At 58.5% G+C, this 22,189-nt stretch carries 15 protein-coding genes; 11 read left to right on the top strand and 4 right to left on the bottom strand.

The window, feature by feature from the left end; all coding sequences use genetic code 11:
- Position 1 precedes the first annotated feature (1 nt).
- The 6 genes from GTQ55_RS17115 to GTQ55_RS17090 all read left to right on the top strand — a co-directional run bounded on the left by GTQ55_RS17115 (position 2) and on the right by GTQ55_RS17090 (position 10,205).
- Positions 2 to 1,231 (top strand): TIGR00725 family protein, encoded by a 1,230-nt coding sequence (locus GTQ55_RS17115; protein WP_161859818.1) that lies wholly within the window; start codon positions 2 to 4, stop codon positions 1,229 to 1,231.
- The gene (locus GTQ55_RS17110; protein ID WP_161859817.1) at positions 1,209 to 2,051 is read left to right on the top strand and encodes a M20/M25/M40 family metallo-hydrolase; all 843 of its coding nucleotides are present in this window, start codon (positions 1,209 to 1,211) and stop codon (positions 2,049 to 2,051) included. Before GTQ55_RS17115 ends, GTQ55_RS17110 begins: the two co-directional genes overlap by 23 nt.
- Entirely contained in the window at positions 2,039 to 3,565 is a 1,527-nt protein-coding gene (locus GTQ55_RS17105; RefSeq protein ID WP_161859816.1) for an asparagine synthetase B family protein, read from the top strand. The genes GTQ55_RS17110 and GTQ55_RS17105 overlap by 13 nt, the downstream gene beginning before the upstream one ends.
- Complete coding sequence (locus GTQ55_RS17100) at positions 3,562 to 4,290, top strand: hypothetical protein (RefSeq protein WP_161859815.1); 729 nt, start codon at positions 3,562 to 3,564, stop codon at positions 4,288 to 4,290. The genes GTQ55_RS17105 and GTQ55_RS17100 overlap by 4 nt, the downstream gene beginning before the upstream one ends.
- A complete protein-coding gene (locus tag GTQ55_RS17095) occupies positions 4,287 to 6,743 on the top strand; it encodes a glycosyltransferase family 2 protein (protein ID WP_161859814.1) in 2,457 nt (818 codons plus the stop codon). Before GTQ55_RS17100 ends, GTQ55_RS17095 begins: the two co-directional genes overlap by 4 nt.
- Before the next feature lie 234 nt (positions 6,744 to 6,977).
- Entirely contained in the window at positions 6,978 to 10,205 is a 3,228-nt protein-coding gene (locus GTQ55_RS17090) for a type I restriction endonuclease subunit R (protein ID WP_161859813.1), read from the top strand.
- 35 nt (positions 10,206 to 10,240) lie between these two features.
- On the opposite strand, the gene GTQ55_RS17085 is transcribed toward GTQ55_RS17090, so the two are convergent.
- From GTQ55_RS17085 to GTQ55_RS18070, 3 genes are all read right to left on the bottom strand, one after another.
- Entirely contained in the window at positions 10,241 to 10,669 is a 429-nt protein-coding gene (locus GTQ55_RS17085; RefSeq protein WP_202620644.1) for a restriction endonuclease, read from the bottom strand.
- Between the two features lie 162 nt (positions 10,670 to 10,831).
- Complete coding sequence (locus tag GTQ55_RS17080; protein ID WP_161859812.1) at positions 10,832 to 11,104, bottom strand: winged helix-turn-helix domain-containing protein; 273 nt, start codon at positions 11,102 to 11,104, stop codon at positions 10,832 to 10,834.
- 79 nt (positions 11,105 to 11,183) lie between these two features.
- Complete coding sequence (locus GTQ55_RS18070) at positions 11,184 to 11,315, bottom strand: hypothetical protein (RefSeq protein WP_272927887.1); 132 nt, start codon at positions 11,313 to 11,315, stop codon at positions 11,184 to 11,186.
- A 188-nt stretch (positions 11,316 to 11,503) separates the two neighbouring features.
- On the opposite strand from GTQ55_RS18070, the gene GTQ55_RS17075 reads away from it, so the two are divergent.
- Entirely contained in the window at positions 11,504 to 13,438 is a 1,935-nt protein-coding gene (locus GTQ55_RS17075; RefSeq protein WP_161859811.1) for a glycoside hydrolase family 13 protein, read from the top strand.
- Between the two features lie 176 nt (positions 13,439 to 13,614).
- Here GTQ55_RS17075 and xylE read toward each other — a convergent pair whose 3' ends face one another.
- Positions 13,615 to 15,066: a D-xylose transporter XylE gene (gene xylE / locus GTQ55_RS17070; protein WP_161859810.1), complete on the bottom strand. Its 1,452-nt coding sequence runs from the start codon at positions 15,064 to 15,066 to the stop codon at positions 13,615 to 13,617.
- A 233-nt stretch (positions 15,067 to 15,299) separates the two neighbouring features.
- Here xylE and GTQ55_RS17065 point away from each other — a divergent pair, with 233 nt between their 5' ends.
- From GTQ55_RS17065 to GTQ55_RS17050, 4 genes are all read left to right on the top strand, one after another.
- Positions 15,300 to 15,854 carry an RNA polymerase sigma factor gene (locus tag GTQ55_RS17065; protein WP_161859809.1) on the top strand — a complete coding sequence of 185 codons (555 nt, stop codon included), beginning with the start codon at positions 15,300 to 15,302 and terminating at the stop codon, positions 15,852 to 15,854.
- Entirely contained in the window at positions 15,851 to 16,918 is a 1,068-nt protein-coding gene (locus tag GTQ55_RS17060; RefSeq protein ID WP_161859808.1) for a FecR family protein, read from the top strand. Before GTQ55_RS17065 ends, GTQ55_RS17060 begins: the two co-directional genes overlap by 4 nt.
- Positions 16,919 to 17,269: 351 nt before the next feature.
- Entirely contained in the window at positions 17,270 to 20,395 is a 3,126-nt protein-coding gene (locus GTQ55_RS17055) for a TonB-dependent receptor (RefSeq protein WP_202620643.1), read from the top strand.
- A gap of 213 nt (positions 20,396 to 20,608) precedes the next feature.
- Positions 20,609 to 22,177 carry a tryptophan halogenase family protein gene (locus GTQ55_RS17050; RefSeq protein WP_161859807.1) on the top strand — a complete coding sequence of 523 codons (1,569 nt, stop codon included), beginning with the start codon at positions 20,609 to 20,611 and terminating at the stop codon, positions 22,175 to 22,177.
- The last annotated feature ends 12 nt before the right edge of the window (positions 22,178 to 22,189 follow it).

The following is a 22,189-nucleotide window of genomic DNA, read 5'->3' as shown; positions in this document are numbered from 1 at the left end:
GATGAGTACTTCAAGCAGTACCCATCGTCTGCAGATCGCAGTGGTGGGATCGGCCAGCAATCAGCTGAGTGAGGCACAGTGCGCGCTTGCCTTTCAGGTGGGCAAACTGGTGATCGACAGCGGCTGCCGCCTGATCAACGGCGGCATGGGCGGGGTGATGGAGCAGGCGGCGCGCGGGGCGCGCAGTTCGGCCCGCTACCAGCCCGGCGATGTGATCGGCATTTTGCCCTCTTACAGCAAAACCGAAGCTAACCCGTATATCGATATCGCGCTGCCCACAGGCTTGGGGGTGGCGCGCAACGCGGTGCTGATGGCGGCCTGTGACGGGGTCGTTGCCCTGGACGGCGGTTCCGGCACCCTGTCGGAGATTGCGCTGGCCTGGCAGATACGCAAGCCCATCGCCTGCGCGGGCGATGAGGGCTGGCATACCCGCCTGCAATCCCTGACGCTGGATCGGCGCCGCGACGACACCATCGCCGTGTGTCCAAATCCACAGACGCTAAGCGATTTTTTACAGGAGCTGGGTCACCGGGATTTGCCTGCGTATGGCGGCATAGAGACCAGCACCGGGCGCCCGTCCGAACTGTGCGACTACCTGCGCGCCACCTTTGCCGACAGTCTGGCCAGCGGCGCGCCGGAATGCCTCGGGCGCGGCTCAGAGGGTACGGTGTTCCGCAGTGGCGAGCGTATTTACAAGCTGTTCCACCGCAGCGATTTCACCATGCTGCTGTTTACCCACTTGAGCGCTATCGCCCGCAGCCTGGCACAGGCGCCGCAACACGCCGCTCCGGTGCCGCCGTTCCAGGTGCACCGGGGAGAGTATCTGGTGATCCACTACCCGGCCTTTGCCTCGGCACCCTATAGCGGCGGACTTGAGTCGCAGATGGTGGATTTCCTGCGGGCGATGCGCGCCGTCGGCTGTTGCCTGAGCAACGTGAAGGCGGAGAACTTCCGCCGCACCGGCGACGGCCGGCTGGTGTGTATCGATATCGGCCGCGATCTGATGCCGTTTAACCCCGCGCTGTTCCTGAGTATGTGCAAGCGCGCCTTCCTGACCGTGCATTACAGCGGGCATCCGGATTTCAAGCGGATGTGCCGCTACACCAATGACCACGATGACTTTGAAGGTATTGCCGTCTGCGACGGCGTTGCCCACAGCGCGGCAGAACTGACGCGCCGCTTTGATCTGTTTTTTCAAGAGGTAACCCGTGCTGACGCAGTACCTGGATGAGCTGAGCAATTTTATCGCTCTGGAAACCGTGGCCGGGAACGCACAGGCCAACCGCACGGCGGTGATCTATCTGCGCGAGCGCCTGCTGGCGCTGGGATTTGATGTGCAGGTGCAAGGCGCGGCGCAGACCGATCAGCCACTGCTGGTGGCCCGGCGCGGCGATACCGGCGCGGCGCCGCTGGTGCTGTACAACCACTACGACGTGGAGCGGGTAAGGCCACAAGAGGAATGGCAGTCGCCACCGTTTCAGCTCACCCAGCGGGACGGCCGCCTGTGGGGGCGCGGCATCGCCGATAACAAGGCAGTACTGCTGGCCCGGCTGGCGGTGATCGAGGCGTGTATCGCCCGGGGTGATACGCTGCCGGATATGCTCTGGTTGATTCAGGGCGAGGAGGAGGTCGGCGCCCCTCTGGCGCACCAGCTGTTTCCCGCGCTACTGGCGCCGTTGCACAACGCCCTGTGCCTGGAGGAAACCGGTTACTACCGCGATGGCGTGCCCCTGATATTCCAGCAGGGGGACGCGTTATGCCGCGATGACGGCGCGCCGCTGGTGGCTTCCCTTAACCAGACTTTGTTCGAGGGCAGGGCGCGGGTCGAGACGCACACCCTGTCCAAATTCGGCGCCTGCCCGCTGATCGAAAATCTCCCGGCAGGCAGCCTGTATATCGGGTTTGGGCCCAACGATTACGCGGCGCGTATCCATCGCGACAATGAATCCATCAGCCTGGCGCTGCTGGAGGAATACTTTGCGCTGTTCGAGCGCTTCCTGGCCTGGTCTGGTGATCTGGCATTGCGGGCAGATTCGCCATGTGCGGCCTAGTGCTGCTGTATGGCCCCGCTGCCAGTGAGCGCTTGCCAACCTGCCTGCAACGGCTCGCCCACCGCGGCCCGGATGCGCAGTACAGCTGGCATCGCTCCGGTCATAACGGCACGCTCAGCCTGGGCTTTGCCCGGCTCGCAATCAATGACAAAACTGCGGCCGGGCAGCAGCCTTACCGCCACGGTGAGTTCGTGGCGGCGATCAATGGCGAGATCTACAACGCCGACGACCTGCGCGCGCGCCACCAGTTAGCGCTCGCGTCCAGCAACGATTGCCATATCGTGCCGGCACTGCTGGACAAGCTCGGCGTGGCCGCCCTGGCGGAGCTGGACGGTTTCTTTGCTGGTGTAGTCGTCGACGAACGGGAACAGCGCGTATTGGTGCTGCGCGATGCCGTGGGCAAGAAACCGCTGTTTTGGGGGCGCTCGGGTAGCGAGCGGTTTATCGCCAGCGAACTCAAGGCGCTCGATCAGGTCGACGAATTTGTGGCACTGCCCTCCGGTGTCAGTGAGATCGACCTGGATACCGGCCGCTGTACGCCATTGCTGGCGGCGGCGCCGGATTCGAGCGTCAGCACGACTCCTGTCTCGGCTGCACCGGCCAGCGAGGAAAAGGCCCGCGCGCTGCGTATGCTGCTGGAGCAGGCCGTGGCGAAACGCCTGCCGGCAGACGATGAACCGGTCGGTGTATTTCTGAGTGGCGGCCTGGATAGTTCCACGATTGCTGCCCTGGTCAGTCGCCAGCGTCCCGATGCGCGCTATTACTGTCTGAGTGCACCCGGTGCCGAAGATGACGGCTATGTGCGGGTGTTGGCTGAGCACCTGCAACTCCGCAATGTGTGCTACTTGCCCCTGCCCACCGGTGAGGCGCTGACACGGCTGATCCACCGGCTGGTCTACGTCACCGAAAGCTACAATCCATCGATTATCAGCAATGGTATCTGCACCTACCTGCTGGCGCAGGCGGCCCGTGAAGATGGCCTGAAGGTGGTGTTGTCGGGCGAGGGCGCCGACGAGTTATTTGGTGGTTACCATTACTACCGCCGTAACGATCCTTGGCGGGAGACCCGCGATCAGCTTTTGGCCGACCTGCGTTCCACCGAGTTGCGCCGAGTCGACCTGACCGGCATGGCGCACGCCATCGAGACCCGCTGCCCGTTTCTGGATCGTGCCATCTGCGCTTGGGCATTGGCGCTCGAGTACGACGATCTTTACCGGCGGGACGAGCACCAGCGCGGCAACAAAGTGGTGTTGCGCGAAGCCGTCAAAGCGCTGTTGCCAGAGCCAATTACCTCGCGCCGCAAAACCTCCTGTGATGTGGGGAGCGGCATGCGCGCGCTGGTGGTTGCGCATCTGCGCGCGCACGGCCGAAAGGAACGGGACGCGTTGCGAGACATCTGGCGCAAGCACTTTGCCGCCCGTTTTGCCGGCGAGAGGCTGGAGCAGAACGGCTATTTTTCCGCGTATCCGGTGTTTGATGACATTATCGATCGGCGCGGAGCTGCCCATTCATGAGTACGCGCGCTGTATCGATCGTGGCCATCGAACAATGGGTGCTGGAAGAGTTTCGAGCCACGCCTTTCCACAACCTGTTTTACCTGGGATTGTGCCGCCCATCCTACGCGCTGGGCGGCGGCACCTGCTCCGACAAAGTAATGGCCGTCCAGGCGCGCTTGCGCTCCGCCGGCGTGAACGCACGCTTGCATACTGCCCGCATCAACAACCAGTTGTGCCACCGAGTACTGGCGCTTGCCCTGGAAGACGGCGTTTATTTTGCGGATGTGGGCAATGGATGGCCGAGTATCCGGCTATTCCCCGCAGACCGTGAAATTTGCTATGCGGCTTATGGCATCGTGTTTCAGACACGGCTGCGCGAAGGGTATTTGGATGTGTATCAGATCAAGCAGGGGTGCGAGCGCCTTTCGCTCAGCATACCCCTGAAGCTGGAGCGGGAATCTACCGTGAAGTCGGCAATTGCACGGCGCTTCAATGGCGAAATTACCTACCCGTTCAGCACCGGGCTGAGATACGCCCAGGTTGTTGGGGATGAGTTCCTGTTTCTTAAAGGGAATGAACTACGCATTTTTTCGCAAGGTACCGCCGTGCAGAGTATCCATCTGGCGTCTCCAGCCAGTCAGCTATCCGCCCTACATGCCTATTTTGGCCTGGATCTGGCCGCATGCGGTTTATCGGACGATGGGCATGAGCAACGGTTCCGTGCTGTGGGGGCCGCATCGTGAGCGTTTGTGTTGCCGTGATTATCGCCACCTCCATGCGGCGTACTGACCTGTTGATCGAGCGCTCACTTCCTTCCGTGTACGCGCAGGTAAATGCCAGTCCCTGGCGTATCTACGTGGTAGACGACAATGCGTGTGAGGAGGAGTATCTCGCGATCCGGCGGCGAGTAAAGCAGCTCCGTGAAACGTTTTTTGCGCAGAAGTTTCCCGATGGCGTGCCGGATCACTGGTTCAAAACCGAGGTGATCCGAAATACGCGAACGCAAGGCCGTTCCGGTAGTGGGGCCTGGAATAGTGGTGCCCACGCCGCCTGGAAACATCGTCCGGCGGACGCCCCGCTCTATTTTGCGATTCTCGACGATGACGATGAGTGGTACCCGCAATACCTGGCCCGCTGTTGTCGGCGGGTGGCCGCGACCAATGCTGGCGTGGCGGCGGTAGTGTCCGCCTTCCACCGTCATGAATCCGGTGTGGACAGCGTGGTGCGGATTTCTGCGAAAAATTTAACTCTGGAAAAATTCTTTATCGGCAACCCCGGCTGGCAGGGTAGCAACACCTTCGTCCATGCGGAGACCTTTTGGCGCGCGGGTGGGTACGATGAATCTATGCCCAGTACCCAGGATCGGGACTTTGCGATTCGTGTGCTGGAAGTGAGCAGATCGCGTGGTCAAGACATCCTGGTTAACGACGAAGCACTGCTGCGCCACCACGCCCATCAAAACGAGCGGGTTACTCTCTGTCGCGAGGGTAAACGCAGGGGGCTGGATCTCTTCTATGAAAAGTACGCGCCGCGCATGAATGCAAAAACCCGGCAAGCATCGCTGGAGCGTGCCGAGCGCTTGTTCGGCTACCGCAGACAGAGTTTTCCCGCAGCACGGCAGGAAGTCGAGTGCTACCAAAGCTATGAGGATGAGCCGCCGATAAGGTTGGTGATTGGTGTGACCTCGTCCTGTGCGCGCAATGTCAAAAACCAAATAGCCTCGCTGGCCCGGCAGATTCGTCGGGAGCCGAAGTTTGCGGGGATGTGTCGGTATGTGGTGCTGACTAATGGGCGTTGCGAAGAAGAGGTCAAAACCTGTTTGCAGGAGTTCGCGCCGCAAGGATTTACCGCCCGGGTTGTCGGCCTTGCTGAGCAGAGGGCGAGTTTTTCCCGTTTCCCGTACCGCGATGTATTTGAGCTAGGTTCCGTAAGCCGAAAATCAATAGCGTTTTCCAGAACTCTGCTCCATTTTTTTTGTTGGGAGGAGGCAAAGAAACAGGGAGCAGATTGTCGGGTTTTAATTCTCGATGATGACCTTCAGTTCGAATCGCTCGCCATCGAAAGTGGTGCCCTGAAGAGAAAGAATCTAAATTTCCTGGGGAAAATTGGCCGGTTAAGCCGAAATTCCGCTGCGGATATTATCGTGTCGCCTTATTCGGATGCGCCCGCGTTGCCGTTTTACAGCTCTTTGCGCACGCAGTTACTGGATATTTACCATACCCTCTACCATTTTGCGCGCCAGTCTCCCGAAAATACCTTTTCTTTTGATCTTTGTACTCTCAAGGAGATCAGTGGGAAGGGTGACTATTATTACGATCTCTCCTCGGCTCGCTACGATCACTTGGAGCGCGCTGCTGCATGGCAGCTGGTGGGACCGTCGAAGGGACAATGTGTATCGGACTGCTTCAGAGCGTTTCTCCGTGACATCCAATATCTTAGCCAGCAGGCCAATATTACCCGGCCGCTGCTGGCATCACCGCACGCGTGGAATGCTACAGAGGGCGGTAACAGTGTTAGGCGGGGTGGGATAGCGCTGTATCTTAATCTCTCTTTACTGGTTGACGTTCCCAACTTGTCGCCATTGATCGAGAGAGGCGGTTTTTTGACGCACGCCAGACGAAGCGATTTTATTGCCGCAATTCATATGGTCAAAAACAAGTCTGTAAAAATGGAAGAGGTATCTCTTCCCTTGCGGCACCATAGAAGAGTTCAGAACAGTCCCTGTGAAATTAGCCCGGAGAAATTGGCTGAGGACATTGTTGGTTTATGTTTTTACCGAGTGTTTGCCGAGTATTGTGATGGACGATTCTCCACAGGGTCCGGACTCCGCAAGCGGTTTGCAGGGCTGGTGAATGAATATCTCGACAGGATTGCCATTAATCACCTGCGCGCGGATCAGCTGGTCCAGCAGATCAGTGAATTATTGGCCGGGGATCACTGGTGGCGGAGCCAGGGATCCGGTATTCATGCGGTGGACCTTGAGGCGACGGAAGCGGCCATTGATTCCCTTCGGGATACCCATTTGAATAACAATGTGATCCGACAAATGCATGGCGTAAAGCAAATCATAGAGCGCTTTGATGTTGTTGCCGAGGTAGATCGACTACTGCGATTTTTCACTAGAGATAGACCCTGCCGAGTATCGGAAGTGCATGATTTTGGCGAGTTTTTGCCGGCTTCCGTGTGTACGTCGTAGTCCATAAGAGCTATTTCCACAGGCATGGTACAAAAGGGTGACCTGCGGTATTTTTAGGCCTGTGGATATTCCGGCAGTGTTACTACCTTGTTGGTCTATGTCGCCACCTGCTGTCTGCTATCTGCTGTTTGTTCTGGGGGTTGATCAAGCGGGATCTGGCAGAAGTGACCGATGGTTTGAAGATGCGCTGAATCCATATTAATTCCGCAAAAATTAATTATAAGGCGAGTGTGAATGAGTTTTACCGAGGCCAATTTGGAGAAGGCGATCATCGCCTTGCTGGAACAGCAGGGGTTTCCCAATACCCCTGGGGGCCAGCTGCAGCGCGCGCCCACCGAGGTGTTGATCAAGGAAGACCTGCGCCGCTTTCTCGCCGAGCGGTACGCGGACGACAAGATCACCCCGGCGGAAATCGAGGAGGTGATCATCGATCTGGAGCGGCTGCACGCCGCCGATCTGTACGACAGCAACAAAACCATCCACAAGCGCGTGGCGGACGGGTTCTTGCTTAAACGCGAAGACCGCAGCAAGAAAGACCTGTATATCCAGCTGATCGACTACGCCGGTCTGCCGGAGCAGCGCATTCCCACCGAAGACGAGATAGAAACCCTGGTGGCGCAGAAGCTGCCGGATTACCTGGAGCGCAATATCTACCGGGTGGTCGACCAGCTGGAAATCGAGGGCAAAGAAAAGCGTATCCCCGATGCCATTCTGTATATCAACGGCCTGCCGCTGGTGGTGTTCGAGTTCAAAAGCGCCATCCGCGAAAACGCCACCATTTATGACGCCTGGAAACAGCTCACCACCCGCTACGCGCGCGATATTCCCGAGCTGATGAAGTACAACGCCCTGTGCGTGATCAGCGACGGCGTCAACTCGCGTATGGGCTCGCTGTTTGCCCCCTACGATTTTTTCTACACCTGGCGCAAGGTGACCGGGGATGAAACCATCGAGCAGGACGGCATCAACGCGCTGCACACCATGATCGAGGGACTGTTCGACAAGGCGCGCCTGCGCGAGGTGATCCGCCACTTTGTCTACTTCCCCGATGTGTCCAAGCGCGAAGACAAGATCGTCTGTCGCTACCCGCAGTTCTACGCCGCCACCAGGCTGTACCAGAACATCCTGCGGCACCGAAAGCCGGAAGGGGACGGCAAGGGCGGCACCTACTTCGGCGCCACCGGCTGCGGCAAGAGCTTTACCATGCTGTTCCTGACGCGCCTGCTGATGAAGAGCGTGGAGTTCGCCAGCCCCACCATCGTGCTGATTACCGACCGCACCGATCTCGACGACCAGCTCTCCGGCCAGTTCACCAATGCCAAGGGCTATATCGGCGACCAGCATGTGGTGAGCGTGGAGAGCCGCGAACACCTGCGACAACTGCTGAAGGGCCGCAATAGCGGCGGGGTATTCCTGACCACCATCCACAAGTTCACCGAAGACACCGAGCTGCTGACCGAGCGCGCCAACGTCATCTGTATCAGTGACGAGGCCCACCGCAGCCAGATCAACCTGGACCAGAAAGTGCGCGTCACCGACAAGGGCGTCAAGCGCACATTCGGTTTCGCAAAATACCTGCACGACTCCCTGCCCAATGCCACCTATGTGGGCTTTACCGGTACCCCCATCGACGCCACCTTGGACGTGTTTGGCGATGTGGTGGACAGCTACACCATGACCGAGTCGGTAAAGGACGAGATCACCGTGCGTATTGTCTACGAAGGCCGCGCTGCCAAGGTGATGCTGGACAACGACAAGCTCAAGGAGATCGAGGACTACTACGCCGAGTGCGCGGAGGCCGGCACCAGCGACTACCAGATCGAGGAGAGCAAGAAAGCCAGTGCCAATATGAACGCGATCCTCGGCGATCCGGATCGTATCCGCGCGCTGGCGATCGACTTCGTGCACCACTACGAACAGCGTCTGGCAGAAGGCGCCACTATCAAGGGCAAGGCGATGTTCGTGTGCAGCAGTCGCGAGATCGCCTACCGTTTCTGGCAGGAAGTCGTCGCGCTGAGGCCGCAGTGGAATGAGGTACTGGAAGCGGAAGAGGGCGCGGCGCTCTCTGACAGGGAGCGCAAAGAGATTAAGCCCATGGAGCGGATCAAGATGATCATGACGCGGGGCAAGGACGACGACAAAGCGCTCTACGAAATGCTGGGTACCAAGGAACACCGCAAGGAGCTGGACCGCCAGTTCAAGAACCCCAAGTCCAACTTCAAGATCGCCATTGTGGTGGATATGTGGCTCACCGGCTTCGATGTGCCCTTCCTGGATACCATCTATATCGACAAGCCGATCCAGCGCCACAACCTGATCCAGACCATTTCCCGCGTCAACCGCAAGTACGAGGGCAAGGACAAGGGGCTGGTGGTGGACTACATCGGCATCAAGAAGCAGATGAATATGGCCCTGGCCCACTACAACAAGGCCGATCAGCAGAATATCGAAGAGATCGCCCAGTCGGTGATTGTGGTCAAGGATCACCTGGATCTGTTGAACAAGATCTTTCACCAATTCGACAGCCAACCCTACTTCACCGGCAGCCCGCTGGAGCAGCTCAACTGCCTGAATATGGCCGCCGAATATGTGCAGCTCACCGACAAGATCGAAAAGCGCTTTATGGCGCTGGTGAAGCGCCTCAAGGCCGCCTATGACATCTGCTGCGGCTCAGACCGTATCAGCCAGGCCGAGCGCGACCTGATTCACTTTTACCTTGCCGTCCGTTCCATCGTGTTCAAGCTTACTAAAGGTAATGCCCCGGACGTCGCGCAGATGAACGCGCGGGTGCGCGAGATGATTACCGAGGCGCTGAAGGCCGATGGAGTGGAAGAGATCTTCAAGCTGGGCGAAGACGAATCCGGCGAGACGGATATCTTTGCAGGTGACTACCTGGCCAAGATTGAAAAAATCAAACTGCCGAATACCAAGATCAAGCTGCTGCAGAAGCTGTTGGCGCAAGCGATTGAGGATTTCAAGAAGATTAACAAAACCAAGGGCATGGATTTCTCGGAGAAATTCCGCAAGCTGGTGGATCACTACAACGAGCGCAAGGAAGACGATGTGCTGGTGAGTGAGGTGCTGGAAGACTTCTCCGATGAAATTATTGACCTGATCCAGGCGCTGAAGCGGGAGAAAGAATCCTTCACCGATCTCGGCATTGATCTGGAAGAAAAAGCCTTCTATGACATCCTGAAAAAACTGGCCGTTAAATACGATTTCAGCTACCCGGAAGACCAGCTGTTGGAGTTGTCCAAAGCGGTGAAAGACGTGGTGGATGACAAGGCCAAATACACCGACTGGAGCCAGCGCGATGACATCAAGGCGGAGTTGAAAGTGGGCCTGATTTTGGTGCTGGCGAAACACGGCTATCCGCCGGTGGATCGCGATGAGGTCTACAAGGAAATTTTCGAGCAGGCGGAGAACTTTAAGCGCTATCAGGATGGCCGAGTTGGCACCTAATAATCGCAACGGCTCAGCGAGATAAAGACGCCCGGTTAGGCGTCTTTCATTTCATCCCAGAAATCCGCGTCAAGCTTTTTTAGCTCGATCACCTGCTCGACCTGCATGCCAAGCCCGTAATCGTACATATAACGGGCGAGTTCCATGCCGTCGATCAGCACTACATGGGTACTGCCGTTAAGGCTGCGAGCATATTCTTTGGCGCCACTGGTAAATCTGGAGGTGGTAATAAATACGCCCTTATTGGATTGCGCCACGGCCAGTGCGCCGACAAAGCCCTGAATGTCCTCCCGGCCTACGCTGTTTTCACGTGCATAGCGTTTCACTTGGATATGCAAGCGGCCAAAGCCGAGCACATCCTCTTTGATGATGCCGTCGATTCCGCCATCGTTACTCGCCTGGGTGACTTGGCCGGAATCCTTGATTTGCCCGCCGTAGCCCATGCGCCCGAGTAACTTCACCACCAGCTTCTCCAGTTCATAGGGCGACTTGGAGAGGATGGTGTCGAGAATGTTTTCCAGCGTTTCGGTGCGGATCGCGTCGAAGGCGGCGTTGAGTGTATCCAGTGGCGTCAGGTGTTCGGTCGACTCAGTAAGTATGGGGCTTACGTCGGTCGCTTCACTTTGCTACCGCTCACGCTGTTTTCGCGCGGTATGTTCCGCAGCCTTCTGGCGCACAAAAGCGCGCAACGCCATATCATCTTCAAGATAAGACACTGCTGACGGTGCGGCCTTGTAGACGCCACGGCTCGGCTTTTCCACCAGACTGGCCATGTTGAGGTAACTCAGTGCCCAAGAGATGCGATCCAAGAAAACGGTACCATTACCGGACGCATAGGGCTTTTCCTGCTCTTCTTGCGTATGTCCGAAATGCGCGGCGGAGTTTACCCCGGGGGACAAACCCAACTGGCTGAAGGCCGCTTGGTTATATCTGAAACGCCCGCGCTACGATGTGATGGACATGATCAGTAGCAACAAATCAATACTGGCCTTCAATCTTATCTGGTTGTGGCAGGAGCAAGGCCTTTTCGACCAGGTATTGAGTGGCTGTGAGGCACTGGAAATACCAGCCCCCCATATCGGTCACGAATTTTCGTTCGCGCAGGCGCATGATGTAATTGAATGCCTTCGCTGCGGCAGTTCCATAGGCAAAGTACTCCTTAAGGTTTCGCCTAAGCCGGTATGCCCCCCGTGAGGGGGAGGCAGATATGGGGGTTGCGGGGGGAAAATTATCTCCATGGCGACGGGCCCGCACCCGCTAGCCTGTGTAAACCAAGATAATCAGAGCGACCTTCTGCCATGCCCCCAGCACGAATTTTGCCATTTTTTCGCCAGTCCGGGCCCGTCAATGCCGTTGCCCAGTCTGGGTTAATCATCGCCTTGGCCCTATCGGCCACCGCCAACGCGCTTTGTCCAGCGCAGTCTGATGCGACGCCGCTCGAGCCGATCCAGCTGAATGCGCGGGGCGAATTTGTCCCGGAATGGGGCAAGTCTGCCATCTGGTACCAGATCTTTCCCGAGCGCTTTCGCAATGGTGACCCGGAAAACGATCCCCGTGTGACTGATATCAAGGGGTCCGATCCGCAAGAGCCCGTTGCGCACTGGCAAGTCCATCCCTGGGGCAGCGATTGGTATGAGTTGCAGGACTATGAAAAAAAGAACGGTGATAAGGAGCTGTGGAAGCACCTTCTGCGCCGCCGTTACGGTGGCGATTTGCAAGGTATCATCGACCAGCTGGACTACCTGCAAGACCTGGGTATCAATGCGATTTACCTGAATCCGGTATTCGATTCGCCATCGCTACACAAATACGACGGCGCCAGCTACCACCATATCGACCCTACCTTCGGGCCTGACCCGGAAGGCGACCGTCGCCTGATGGCAAAGGAGAACCCGCTCGATCCCGCCACCTGGGTATGGACAAAGGCCGATGAGCTGGCACTGCGGTTGATCCGCCAGGCCCACGCCAGGGGTATGCGGATTATCTTTGACGGTGTGTTCAATCACATGGGTATCAACAGCTTCGCGTTCCAGGACCTGAAAAAAAACCAGCAAGCATCGCCCTACAAAGACTGGTTCACCGTTACCTCCTGGGATGACGAGGAAGCCGGTACCAAGTTTGATTACGAGGGCTGGTTCGGGGTCAAGTCGCTGCCGGAGTTTGCCGAAGATATCAATGGCCTTGCCGAAGGTCCCCGGGATTATGTGTTCGCCGCGACCGAGCGCTGGATGAATCCAAAGGGGCAGGGCAGTGAACACGGGATAGATGGCTGGCGCCTGGACGTAGCATTTTGCGTTGGGCACCGCTTCTGGAAGCAATGGCGTCAGCACGTAAAGTCCATCAACCCTGAGGCCTATCTCACTGCAGAAATTGTCGACACCCCGGATAAGGTCAAGCCGTATCTGCAGGGCGACGAATTTGATGGTGAAATGAATTACAACTTTGCGTTTACCAGCGCGGAGTTCTTCTTTCACCCGGAGGCGTCGCGTATCAGCGCCTCGGAGTTTGATCATGAGCTGGCACGGCTGCGCAATCTATATCCGAAAGGCGTAGCCTATGTGACGCAGAACCTGTTTGGCAGTCACGACTCCAATCGCATCGGGTCACATATTGTGAACCGAGGTATTGGCAGTTTCCGGGATTGGGGTACATATTTCAATTTGTCCCAGGCGGCGGGTAATACCGGCTATCAGGTGCGAAAGCCCAATCGTGCCGAGCGCCAATTGCAAAAACTATTTGCGATTTTCCAGATGACCTATGTCGGCGCACCGATGATCTACTACGGCGATGAAGTGGGAATGTGGGGCGCAAATGACCCGGATGACCGCAAGCCGATGGTCTGGTCTGATATAGAGTACGCAGACGAAGTATTCAATCCAGACGGTAGTAAAAGGAGTCCGGATAGCGTAGAGGTGAACGAGGAGTTACGCGCGCATTATAAAAAAATGATCAATATCCGAAATCAGCATGCGGCGCTTCGGATTGGCAATTACAGGACTATCATGGCGGACGATGCAAAACAGATTTTTGTTTTTGAGCGCGAGCACAATGGGCAACATTTGTGGGTCCTATTGAACAGCGGGGAACAAGCACAAAATATTCAGTTAAAGGATTCTACGCTTAACGAGGTCGCGGTCGACTTGCTGACTGGTGAGCGCTTTGAGCCCAGATCGGGGGAGCTAAAGGTGTCGGTGAGCGAGAAGTGGGGACGGGTCTTGTTATTGAACAAATAGCGAGACAGGTGAAAAATCTACCCGGCCCGCGATGTCACCTGTAGCAGTGGATGGGAGTGAATTAGCCACTATCAGGTACGCAAACCTGTCGATACAATGATCAATAAAGGCACTGCAATGCAGTGCCTTTTCCTGAAGCGGCCACGACTTTCGGTTAGCGAATTTTGCGGTGACGCTCAGTGCTGCGGCTGCGGCTCACGGTTGCCGGGATTGGCCGGCTGTGGGCGCCACAACTCCTCCATCTCCTCGAGCGTCTTGCCCTTGGTTTCCGGTAGCAGTTTCCACACCAGGCCTGCGGCTATCAGTGCCATCAGGCCGTAGAGCCAATAAGCAAAGCCGTGGTGGAAGCGTTCGATCAGGGCGGTGTTGCCATCCATCATCGGGAAGGTCCAGGACACCAGGTAATTGGCGATCCACTGCGCGGCCACCGCTACGGCGAGCGCCTTGCTACGGATGCTGTTAGGGAAGATCTCCGCCAGCAGCACCCAGCACACCGGGCCCCAGGAGTAGGCGAAGCAGGCCACGTAGAGCAGCATGAACAACAGCGCGGCGGTGCCGGTGGCCTGAAGGGCGAAGCTGGTACCCAAGGCCAGCATGGCCACCGCCATGCCCAGGGCGCCGGAGATCATCAGCGGCTTGCGCCCGAAGCGGTCGACGGTTTTGATCGCTACCAGGGTGAACAGCACGTTGATGGTGCCCACCACCACCGTTTGCAGCATCGCCGCGTTGGTGCCGGATCCCATGCTCTTGAAGATTTCCGGGGCATAGTAGAGCACCACATTGATACCCACGAACTGCTGGAACGCGGACAGCATGATGCCAATCAGCAGCAGGCCGGCACCGAACGACAGCAACTTGCCGCTGACCTGTTTGCTGGAGCTCAGGATCTCACGCATGGAGGCGGCCGCGGCATCCGCGCCTTGCAGCCGGGTCAGGGTCGCCAGCGCCTGCTCGCTGTGGCCATTCAGCGCCAGCCAGCGCGGGCTCTCCGGCACCCGTAGCAGCAGGGTGAAAAACAGCAGTGCCGGCAGCAGCTCGGAAGCGAACATCCAGCGCCAGCCCCAAGCCTGATTCCAGGCCGTGTCGCCCTGTAAAGCGATACTGTAGTTGACGAAGTAGACACCGACGATGCCGCTGACGATGGCCATCTGGTTGTAAGACACCAGGCGCCCGCGGGCATTGGCCGGTGCTATCTCGGCGATATACATCGGCGACAGCATCGAGGCCATACCGACGCCAATGCCGCCGATGATGCGGTAGAAGACAAACTGTTCCAGCGCGATATAGTTGCTGCCGATCGCGGCGAAGCCCAGCTCCGGAAAGGCCGAGCCCAGCGCCGACAGGCTAAACAGCGCCGCGCTCAGCAGCAGAAGCTTGCGACGACCGAAGCGGTGACTGAGGTAACCGCCGATCACACCACCGAGAATGCAGCCGATCAGCGCGCTGGACACCACAAACCCCAGCAGCGAGTTGGCCTGGGCCTCGCCCAGCGCCAGCGGCAGGATAAACTGGCTTTTCAGTGAGCCTACGGCGCCGGAGATGACCGCGGTGTCGTAGCCGAACAGCAGGCCGCCAAGACAGGCGACCAGGGTAAGCAGGCGTATCTGGTGCAGGTTTTCCGCAGACATGGGGGGACTCCTGTGGGGGAATAATCTCATTATTGTTTTACCCGAAGGGGGGCCGCGGAGCGAGTTCGCTCGGCGTTCCGGCCGAATCTAAACCGATTTCTGCGACGGAAAAAAGGGCAAACAGCGGTGTGGCGGTTATTTTTAAAAATTTCTCGCGGGTACTGGGGGAAAATTTTTCCTGAGTCGTCTATTCGCGTGGAGATAGAATAATTTCAATAAAATCGAGCGGTTTTATGGCGAATGATGACACGCTGGTGAACATCTTCCTCGGTGTTCGCGGCAGCCTGGCGCGGCTGGTTTCCAGTATTGCGCCGCCGAAGGAGATCGAGGATATCGTCCAGGAGACCTATGTGCGGGTCTGCCAGGCGGCGAAGCGGGGCAAGATTGAGCAGCCGCGCTCGTTTATGCTGCGCACCGCGCGCAATCTGGCGCTCGATTACGTGAAGCGCGCCGAGTCGCGGCTGACGGTGAGTATGGACGAAGAGCTCGACCTCGGGATCGACGTGAGTCACGCACGTGATCGCACCTTCGAGGCGGTGGCCAGTAACGAGGAGTTCGCGCACTTCTGCGAGGCGGTACGGCAGCTGCCAATCCAGTGCCGCCGCGCCTTTGTGTTGAAAAAGGTCTACGGCTATTCGCAGCGGGAAATCGCCCGCGAGCTGAATATCAGCGAGAGTACGGTGGAAAAACATATCGCCACAGGGATCAAGCGCTGCACCCTGTTTATGCTGCAGCAGCGCAACAATAACTCGACTGCCGGTGCCTCCAAGGCTGGGGGGCAGCCATGAGCAACGTCTATCAACTGCCCGACCCTGAGCGCTGCCTGGATGAGGCCAGTGAATGGCTGGCAAAATTCGACCGCACTCTGAGCGAAGCGGAAACCCTTGAATTCCAGCGCTGGCTCGCGGCCAGTCGCGAGAACCACGACACGTTTATGCAGGTGGCGGAGCTTTGGGACAAGATGGACGCGTTGTCCAGGCTCGCCGATCTGTTTCCGCCGGCGGCAGAGAAAAAATCGCGCTCCGCTCCCGGGTCACTGGTCAGCGGCTGGCTGGCGGCGGCTGCCTCGGTATTGCTGCTGGTGGGCGCGGTTCTGTGGCAGTCCGGCGCCCTGCCGGGTGCGTTGTCGCTGCCCGATACCCGGCTTGCCTCCAATGTCGACAAGCTATACGAGACGGCGATCGGCGAGCACTCCACGGTCAACCTGCCGGACGGCTCGGTGCTGGTGCTCAACACCGACAGCCTGGTGCGTGTGCGCTACAGTGCGGCCAGCCGCCTGATCGAGCTGGAGCGGGGTGAGCTGAACGTGCAGGTGGCCCACGACAAGCAGCGCCCGCTTAGTGTGCTGGCCGCCGGTCGCGTGGTGCAGGCGGTGGGTACTGCCTTCAACGTGCAGCTGCTGCGGGACCAGCGCGTGGAACTGATCGTTACCGAGGGCAAAGTGCGGGTCGCCGATCGCGAGGACGAAGATCCCAAGCGGGTGCGGCGGGAGCCGCAGCCGCTGCCTGAAACCGCTACCGCGGTATCCCGGGGCGAGCGGCTGCTGATGAGCGCGCGGCGGCCGCAGCGGTCACAGGTGGAAAAGATTGAGCCGGCGGATATGGATGCGAAGCTGTCATGGCGCAGCGGCAACCTGGTGTTCCGCGGTGAGCCGCTGGAACAGGCGATGGCCGAAATCAGCCGCTATACCTCGGTGCAGTTCAGAATCGAGGACGAACAGTTGAAAGACGTGCGCGTGGCCGGGCTGTTCCGCACCGGTGACGTCAAGGGGCTGCTCGGTACCCTGGACAGCAACTTCGATATCGCCAGTGAGCGCATCGATGCGCAGACGGTAGTGTTGCGGGCGCGTTGAGCAAGCCCCTGTAGAGGGGGAGGCGGTTCGCCCGGCACTGCTACACAATATCCGTGCGGACAATTGAATCGGCGCCGCCGCGGAACTGGTACTATTTACCGGGTGTGTCCGCGGTGGAAACTGTTCCGCTGTTCGACCCGAATGGGGAGGAGAGTCAGCGAACTCTTTTCCAGCTTTGCGCGAGAGAAAAACAGAAAAAAATAATAACTAGATGCATAAAAACCTGTGACCCAATGGCGGAAATTTTCAGCCGAGTCGTCTTCTAACCACGCCGCCGCTACACCAACAACAGCGGCGGCGACGGGGAAAGACGACAGGGCTTTATTTCAGTGTTTGACGTTCAGCCTGCTGATGATGAGTTCCTCATCATTGCTGGCGGATAGCGCTCGCCGACACGAAACATCTCCCTTCAACATTCCCCGGCAGAGAGCGGACATCGCGCTCACCGAATTTGCCGAACAGGCCGATGTGACTCTGATCTTCCCCTTTGATGAGGTGCGGGAAATCGAGGCGCAGCGGCTGGTGGGGACTTACCCGATTGAGGAGGCGGTTGCGATACTGCTTAAGGGTACCGGCCTCAGGGCGACGGTGGGCGACGGTGGCCAGCTGACAATAACAGCGGGACATCCCATTGGAGGGTCGAGCACAGTGTATAAGAAGAAACAGTTGTCCAGCGCCATTCTCTCGGTTTTGGCAGCCATGACCGGCGCCGGCGCCCAGGCACAGAGCGATGATGCATCTCAAGCGAACAATACTATTGAGGAAGTTGCGGTTACCGGCATCCGCGCCAGCCTGCAGCGAGCAGTGGATGTCAAGCGTGACGGCAGCGGCGTAGTAGATGCCATCTCCGCTGAAGACATCGGCAAGTTCCCCGATACCAATGTGGCGGAATCTCTGCAGCGTATCACCGGGGTTTCCATCGACCGCTCAGGCGGCGAGGGCCAGCTGATCACCGTGCGCGGCTTCGGTCCGCAGTTCAACACCGTGTTGATCAATGGTCGTCAGATAGCCACCGAGAACCAGGGCCGGGAATTCAGCTTTGATACCCTCGCGTCTGAGATGGTGAAAGGCATCGCGGTACACAAAACCTCCACTGCCAGCCACCAGTCCGGCGGCGTCGGCGCCACGGTCAATGTTACTACTGCGCGCCCGTTCGACTTCAACGGACTGAAGGTCGCCGGTAGTGCCAAGAGCCTGTACGACGAAAACAGTGGCGAGTCGTCACCGCAGGTTTCCGGCCTGGTCAGCAACACCTTTGCCGATGGCAAGTTTGGTGTGCTGTTGTCCCTGTCCCACCAGGAACGCAGCACCCGCCTGAACCAGGCGCAGACCGATGGCTGGCTCACCAATGTGCTGGGCAATGTGGACCCGAGCGAGATTGACGCTTCCGCCAGCCGCTCGCAGAACACCTTTATCCCGCAGAACTTTGATACCAAGGTGACTTTCGAAGAGCGCACCCGCACCAACGGCAACCTGGTGCTGCAGTTTGCGCCCACCGACGAGCTGCAGGTGACCGTTGATGGCATCTACTCGGACTTCGATATCGAGACCGACGCCACCTCCTTCGGCCACTGGTTCACCGCCGACAACCTGGAAAATATCGTGCTCGACGAGAACGGCACCGCCATCGATATGTTCCAGGAGGTGGGGCATGCAACCGACTTCCACGCGAAAAAATTCGATCGCCTGACCGAGACCTCCCAATTCGGGGTCAATGTCGACTGGGCAGCGAGCGAAAACCTGAATCTCCGCTTCGATGCCTCCAGTTCCCGTGCCGAGCGCGCCGGCAACAACGGCGGCGAGAACCAGCTGTCGCTGATCGGCTACCTGAACCGTTCGCGCCTGCAGCTGATCGATGGGCAAATACTGCCGTACTCCAGCGAATTCCAGTCTGCCGACAGCACGATTTACAACGCCGACGGCGTACAGGCAGGGGTGGCCGATTATCTGGATCCGAGCAACGGCCGCGCGCACGTGATGTTGCGTCGCGGTTGGGCCACCGAAGACCGGGTAAACCAGTTCCGCTTTGACGGCACCTGGGACGAGGGCAGTTCCAGCGGCCTCACCATGGCCAAATTCGGTGTGCTCTACTCACAACAGACCAAGGAAAATGTGCGCCTTACCGACGAGGCCAACGGTGTGCACTGCACCTTCTGCGGCTACCCGGAAGGTATTGATATTCCCGACGAATACATGACCGTGTTCGACGCCGGCTCCGATTTCCTCGGTGATATCAGCGGTAGCGAAAACCTGACCACCCAGTGGTTGGGACACGACGGCGAGCAACTGTTTGCCTATCTTGAGGATATTGCCGGTATCAGCTACGACGCGGTGCGTCGCAATAATTCTTACGAGGTGGAGGAAAATATCCTCGCTGGTTACCTGGAACTGGAATTTGCCGGCGAGCTGGCGAGCATGCCGCTGACCGCGCACACCGGTGTGCGCGTAGAGAGCACTGATGTCACCGTCGAGGGCACCGAGTCGCCGTTGGAGCGCCTGGATATTCTCGACCTGACCGAGTTGCAAGCGGTGATGGGCGAGGCCGAATCCCTCAGTGCCGATTCCAGCTACAATGCGGTGCTGCCGAATATGGATGTGAAACTGGACATCACCGATGAATTGGTGGTCCGCTTCGCGGCCTCGCGCAGCCTTACACGTCCGACTCTGGACCAGTTGTCGCCGGTCACGGTGATCAATACCACCCGCCAGGGCGGCAACCTGCGTTCCAGCTCCGGTAACCAGGCTCTGGAGCCCTTCGCCTCCGACAACCTGGATCTTTCCCTCGAGTACTATTACGGCGACAGCAGCTATGTGTCCGTGGGTTACTTCCGCAAGGATGTGGAGAACTTCATCATCAGCAGCACCGAAGGCCAGACCTTCACCAACAGCGCGGGTGAGCTGGTGACCGATCCCTCTACCGGTGATATCACCGGTATTGCCCCGGGCGAGGATCCGCAGAATGCGGTGGATGCCAACGATGGCGTGGCGATGTTTACCCTGACCAAACCCAGCAACGGTGAAAGTGCTGCGGTGGATGGCCTGGAACTGGCGATACAGCACAGCTTTGCCGACACCGGTTTTGGGGTTATCGCGAACGCCACCCTGGTAAATAGCGATGCGGAGCTGGATGTCGACGATGTGACTCAGACCTTCGCGCTGACCGGTCTCAGCGACTCCGTCAACCTGGTTGGCTACTACGAGAATGGCCCCTTCCAGGCGCGTCTGGCGTGGAACTGGCGCGACGAGTTCCTGCAGTCCCTGGTGCAGAATGTCAGTGGCGAGCCGACCTTCGTTGATGAATACCAGCAGTGGGATCTGAGTGCCAGCTACGACGTCAGCGATAGCATCACCGTGTTCTTTGAAGGGTTGAACCTGACTGAAGAGACGCTGCTCAAGCACGGTCGTTACAGCAACCATTTCCTGCTGGCAGAAGACAGCGGCCGGCGCTTTGCGCTTGGTTTGAGAGCGACCTTCTAACGGGGAAATCCGCGCTTTCCCCGTGCCGCGGCGGAGCTGTTTCCGTCGCGGCCTTCCCCTAGCGGGTGGGGTAACGCGCGCATAATCTTTGTGGATCTGCGGGATAGGGAGTCCCGAATACAGGCGTTAACGCCACTCCCATTGGCCGCCGCCCGGTACGGGTCGCGGCCCTTTTTGCTAACGACACAGATTCGTTCAATAACGAGATCGGCCATGACAGAACCGACAGACAAACCGATAAAATCCGTGGTGGTGGTCGGCGGCGGTACCGCCGGCTGGATCGTCGCCGGGCGCCTTGCCGCCCTGCATGGAGGCGATGAGGGTGTGCAGGTCACGCTCGTCGAGGCTCCGAATATTCCCGCTGTTGGCGTCGGCGAGGGTACCTGGCCGACCATGCGTAACACACTGCGCAAGCTGGGCATCGCCGAGAGTGAATTCCTGCGCGAGTGTGGCGCCACCTTCAAACAGGGCGCCAAGTTCGCGCGCTGGGTCAGCGGTGATGACGACGATTTCTACTATCACCCGCTGGTGCTGCCTCAGGGCTTTACCAAAATGCACCTGGCTCCCTACTGGCAGCGCGACCTGAAAGCGCAGGGTCAGTCCTTTTCCAATGCGGTCTGCTACCAGGAACAGTTGTGCGAGCGCGGCCTGGCACCAAAGCAGATGACCACGCCGGAGTTCGCCTCGGTCGCCAATTACGCGTACCACCTGGATGCGGGTAAGTTCGCACAACTGCTGGAGCGTCATAGCACGCAAAAACTGGGCGTCAGGCACCTGCGCGACGAGGTGCTGTCGGTCAACACCTTGGCGAATGGCGATATCGAATCCCTGAACACGCGCAACTCCGGTGTGCTGGCCGGCGATTTATTTGTCGACTGCACCGGCTTTTCCTCGCGCTTGTTAGGTGGCCATTATCGGGTGCCATTTATCGACCGCAGCGATGTGCTGTTTATCGACCGCGCACTGGCGGTGCAGGTGCCCTACGAACATGAAGACGACCCCATCGCCTGCCACACCATTTCTACCGCCCAGGATGCCGGCTGGATCTGGGACATTGGTCTGACCTGTCGCCGCGGCGTCGGCTATGTGTACTCCAGTAATCACACTTCCGACGAAGCCGCGCAGCAGCGGTTGCGCGACTATTTAGGTGGAGCTAACGTGGGCCCGGCGATCGAGAAACTGTCGGTGCGCGAGATACCCATTCACTGCGGCCACCGGGAAAAGTTCTGGATCAACAACTGCGTAGCGGTGGGCCTGTCGGCGGGCTTCCTGGAGCCGCTTGAGGCGTCGGCACTGGTGCTGGTGGAGCTGTCCGCGGAGATGATCGCCGAACAGCTGCCGGCGCGACGCGATGTTATGGATATCACCGCGCGTCGCTTCAACGAAACCTTCCGCTACCGATGGGATCGCATCGTGGATTTCCTCAAGCTGCACTACCTCCTGAGCCGTCGCGAGGAGGAGTTCTGGCGCGACAACCGCGATCCCGCCACGGTGCCGGACAGTCTCAGCGAGCTGCTGGCCCTGTGGCGCCACCGCCCACCGGCGGACTTCGATTTCACCAGCAACAACGAGGTGTTTCCCGCGGCCAGTTACCAGTATGTGCTCTACGGCATGGGCTTCGAGACGGAGATCGGCAGCCTGGCCCATACACTGCGCGACGAGAGTGCGGCGGCGGAACATTTTGTCAGTAACCAGAAAGCCACCGCCCGCGCGCTGGCTGCGCTGCCGAAACACCGCGAACTGCTGGAAAAAATTCACCAGTACGGCCTGCAGGCCATCTGACTTGATTGCGAT

Source organism: Microbulbifer hydrolyticus (assembly GCF_009931115.1).
In the GTDB taxonomy this organism is placed as follows: domain Bacteria; phylum Pseudomonadota; class Gammaproteobacteria; order Pseudomonadales; family Cellvibrionaceae; genus Microbulbifer; species Microbulbifer hydrolyticus.
The sequence above is the reverse complement of the archived record's forward strand: the minus strand, read 5'-3'. Positions and strand labels throughout refer to the sequence as shown.

Bases quoted from the DNA above. Each gene is read 5' to 3' on its own strand.
- GTQ55_RS17055 (WP_202620643.1), top strand. From the start codon at position 17,270: ATGATGAGTTCCTCATCATTGCTGGCGGATAGCGCTCGCCGACACGAA.
- xylE (WP_161859810.1), bottom strand. From the start codon at position 15,066: ATGTCTGCGGAAAACCTGCACCAGATACGCCTGCTTACCCTGGTCGCC.
- GTQ55_RS17090 (WP_161859813.1), top strand. From the start codon at position 6,978: ATGAGTTTTACCGAGGCCAATTTGGAGAAGGCGATCATCGCCTTGCTG.
- GTQ55_RS17050 (WP_161859807.1), top strand. From the start codon at position 20,609: ATGACAGAACCGACAGACAAACCGATAAAATCCGTGGTGGTGGTCGGC.
- GTQ55_RS17115 (WP_161859818.1), top strand. From the start codon at position 2: ATGAGTACTTCAAGCAGTACCCATCGTCTGCAGATCGCAGTGGTGGGA.
- GTQ55_RS17105 (WP_161859816.1), top strand. From the start codon at position 2,039: ATGTGCGGCCTAGTGCTGCTGTATGGCCCCGCTGCCAGTGAGCGCTTG.
- GTQ55_RS17075 (WP_161859811.1), top strand. From the start codon at position 11,504: ATGCCCCCAGCACGAATTTTGCCATTTTTTCGCCAGTCCGGGCCCGTC.
- GTQ55_RS17100 (WP_161859815.1), top strand. From the start codon at position 3,562: ATGAGTACGCGCGCTGTATCGATCGTGGCCATCGAACAATGGGTGCTG.
- GTQ55_RS17065 (WP_161859809.1), top strand. From the start codon at position 15,300: ATGGCGAATGATGACACGCTGGTGAACATCTTCCTCGGTGTTCGCGGC.
- GTQ55_RS17060 (WP_161859808.1), top strand. From the start codon at position 15,851: ATGAGCAACGTCTATCAACTGCCCGACCCTGAGCGCTGCCTGGATGAG.
- GTQ55_RS18070 (WP_272927887.1), bottom strand. From the start codon at position 11,315: ATGCGCCTGCGCGAACGAAAATTCGTGACCGATATGGGGGGCTGGTAT.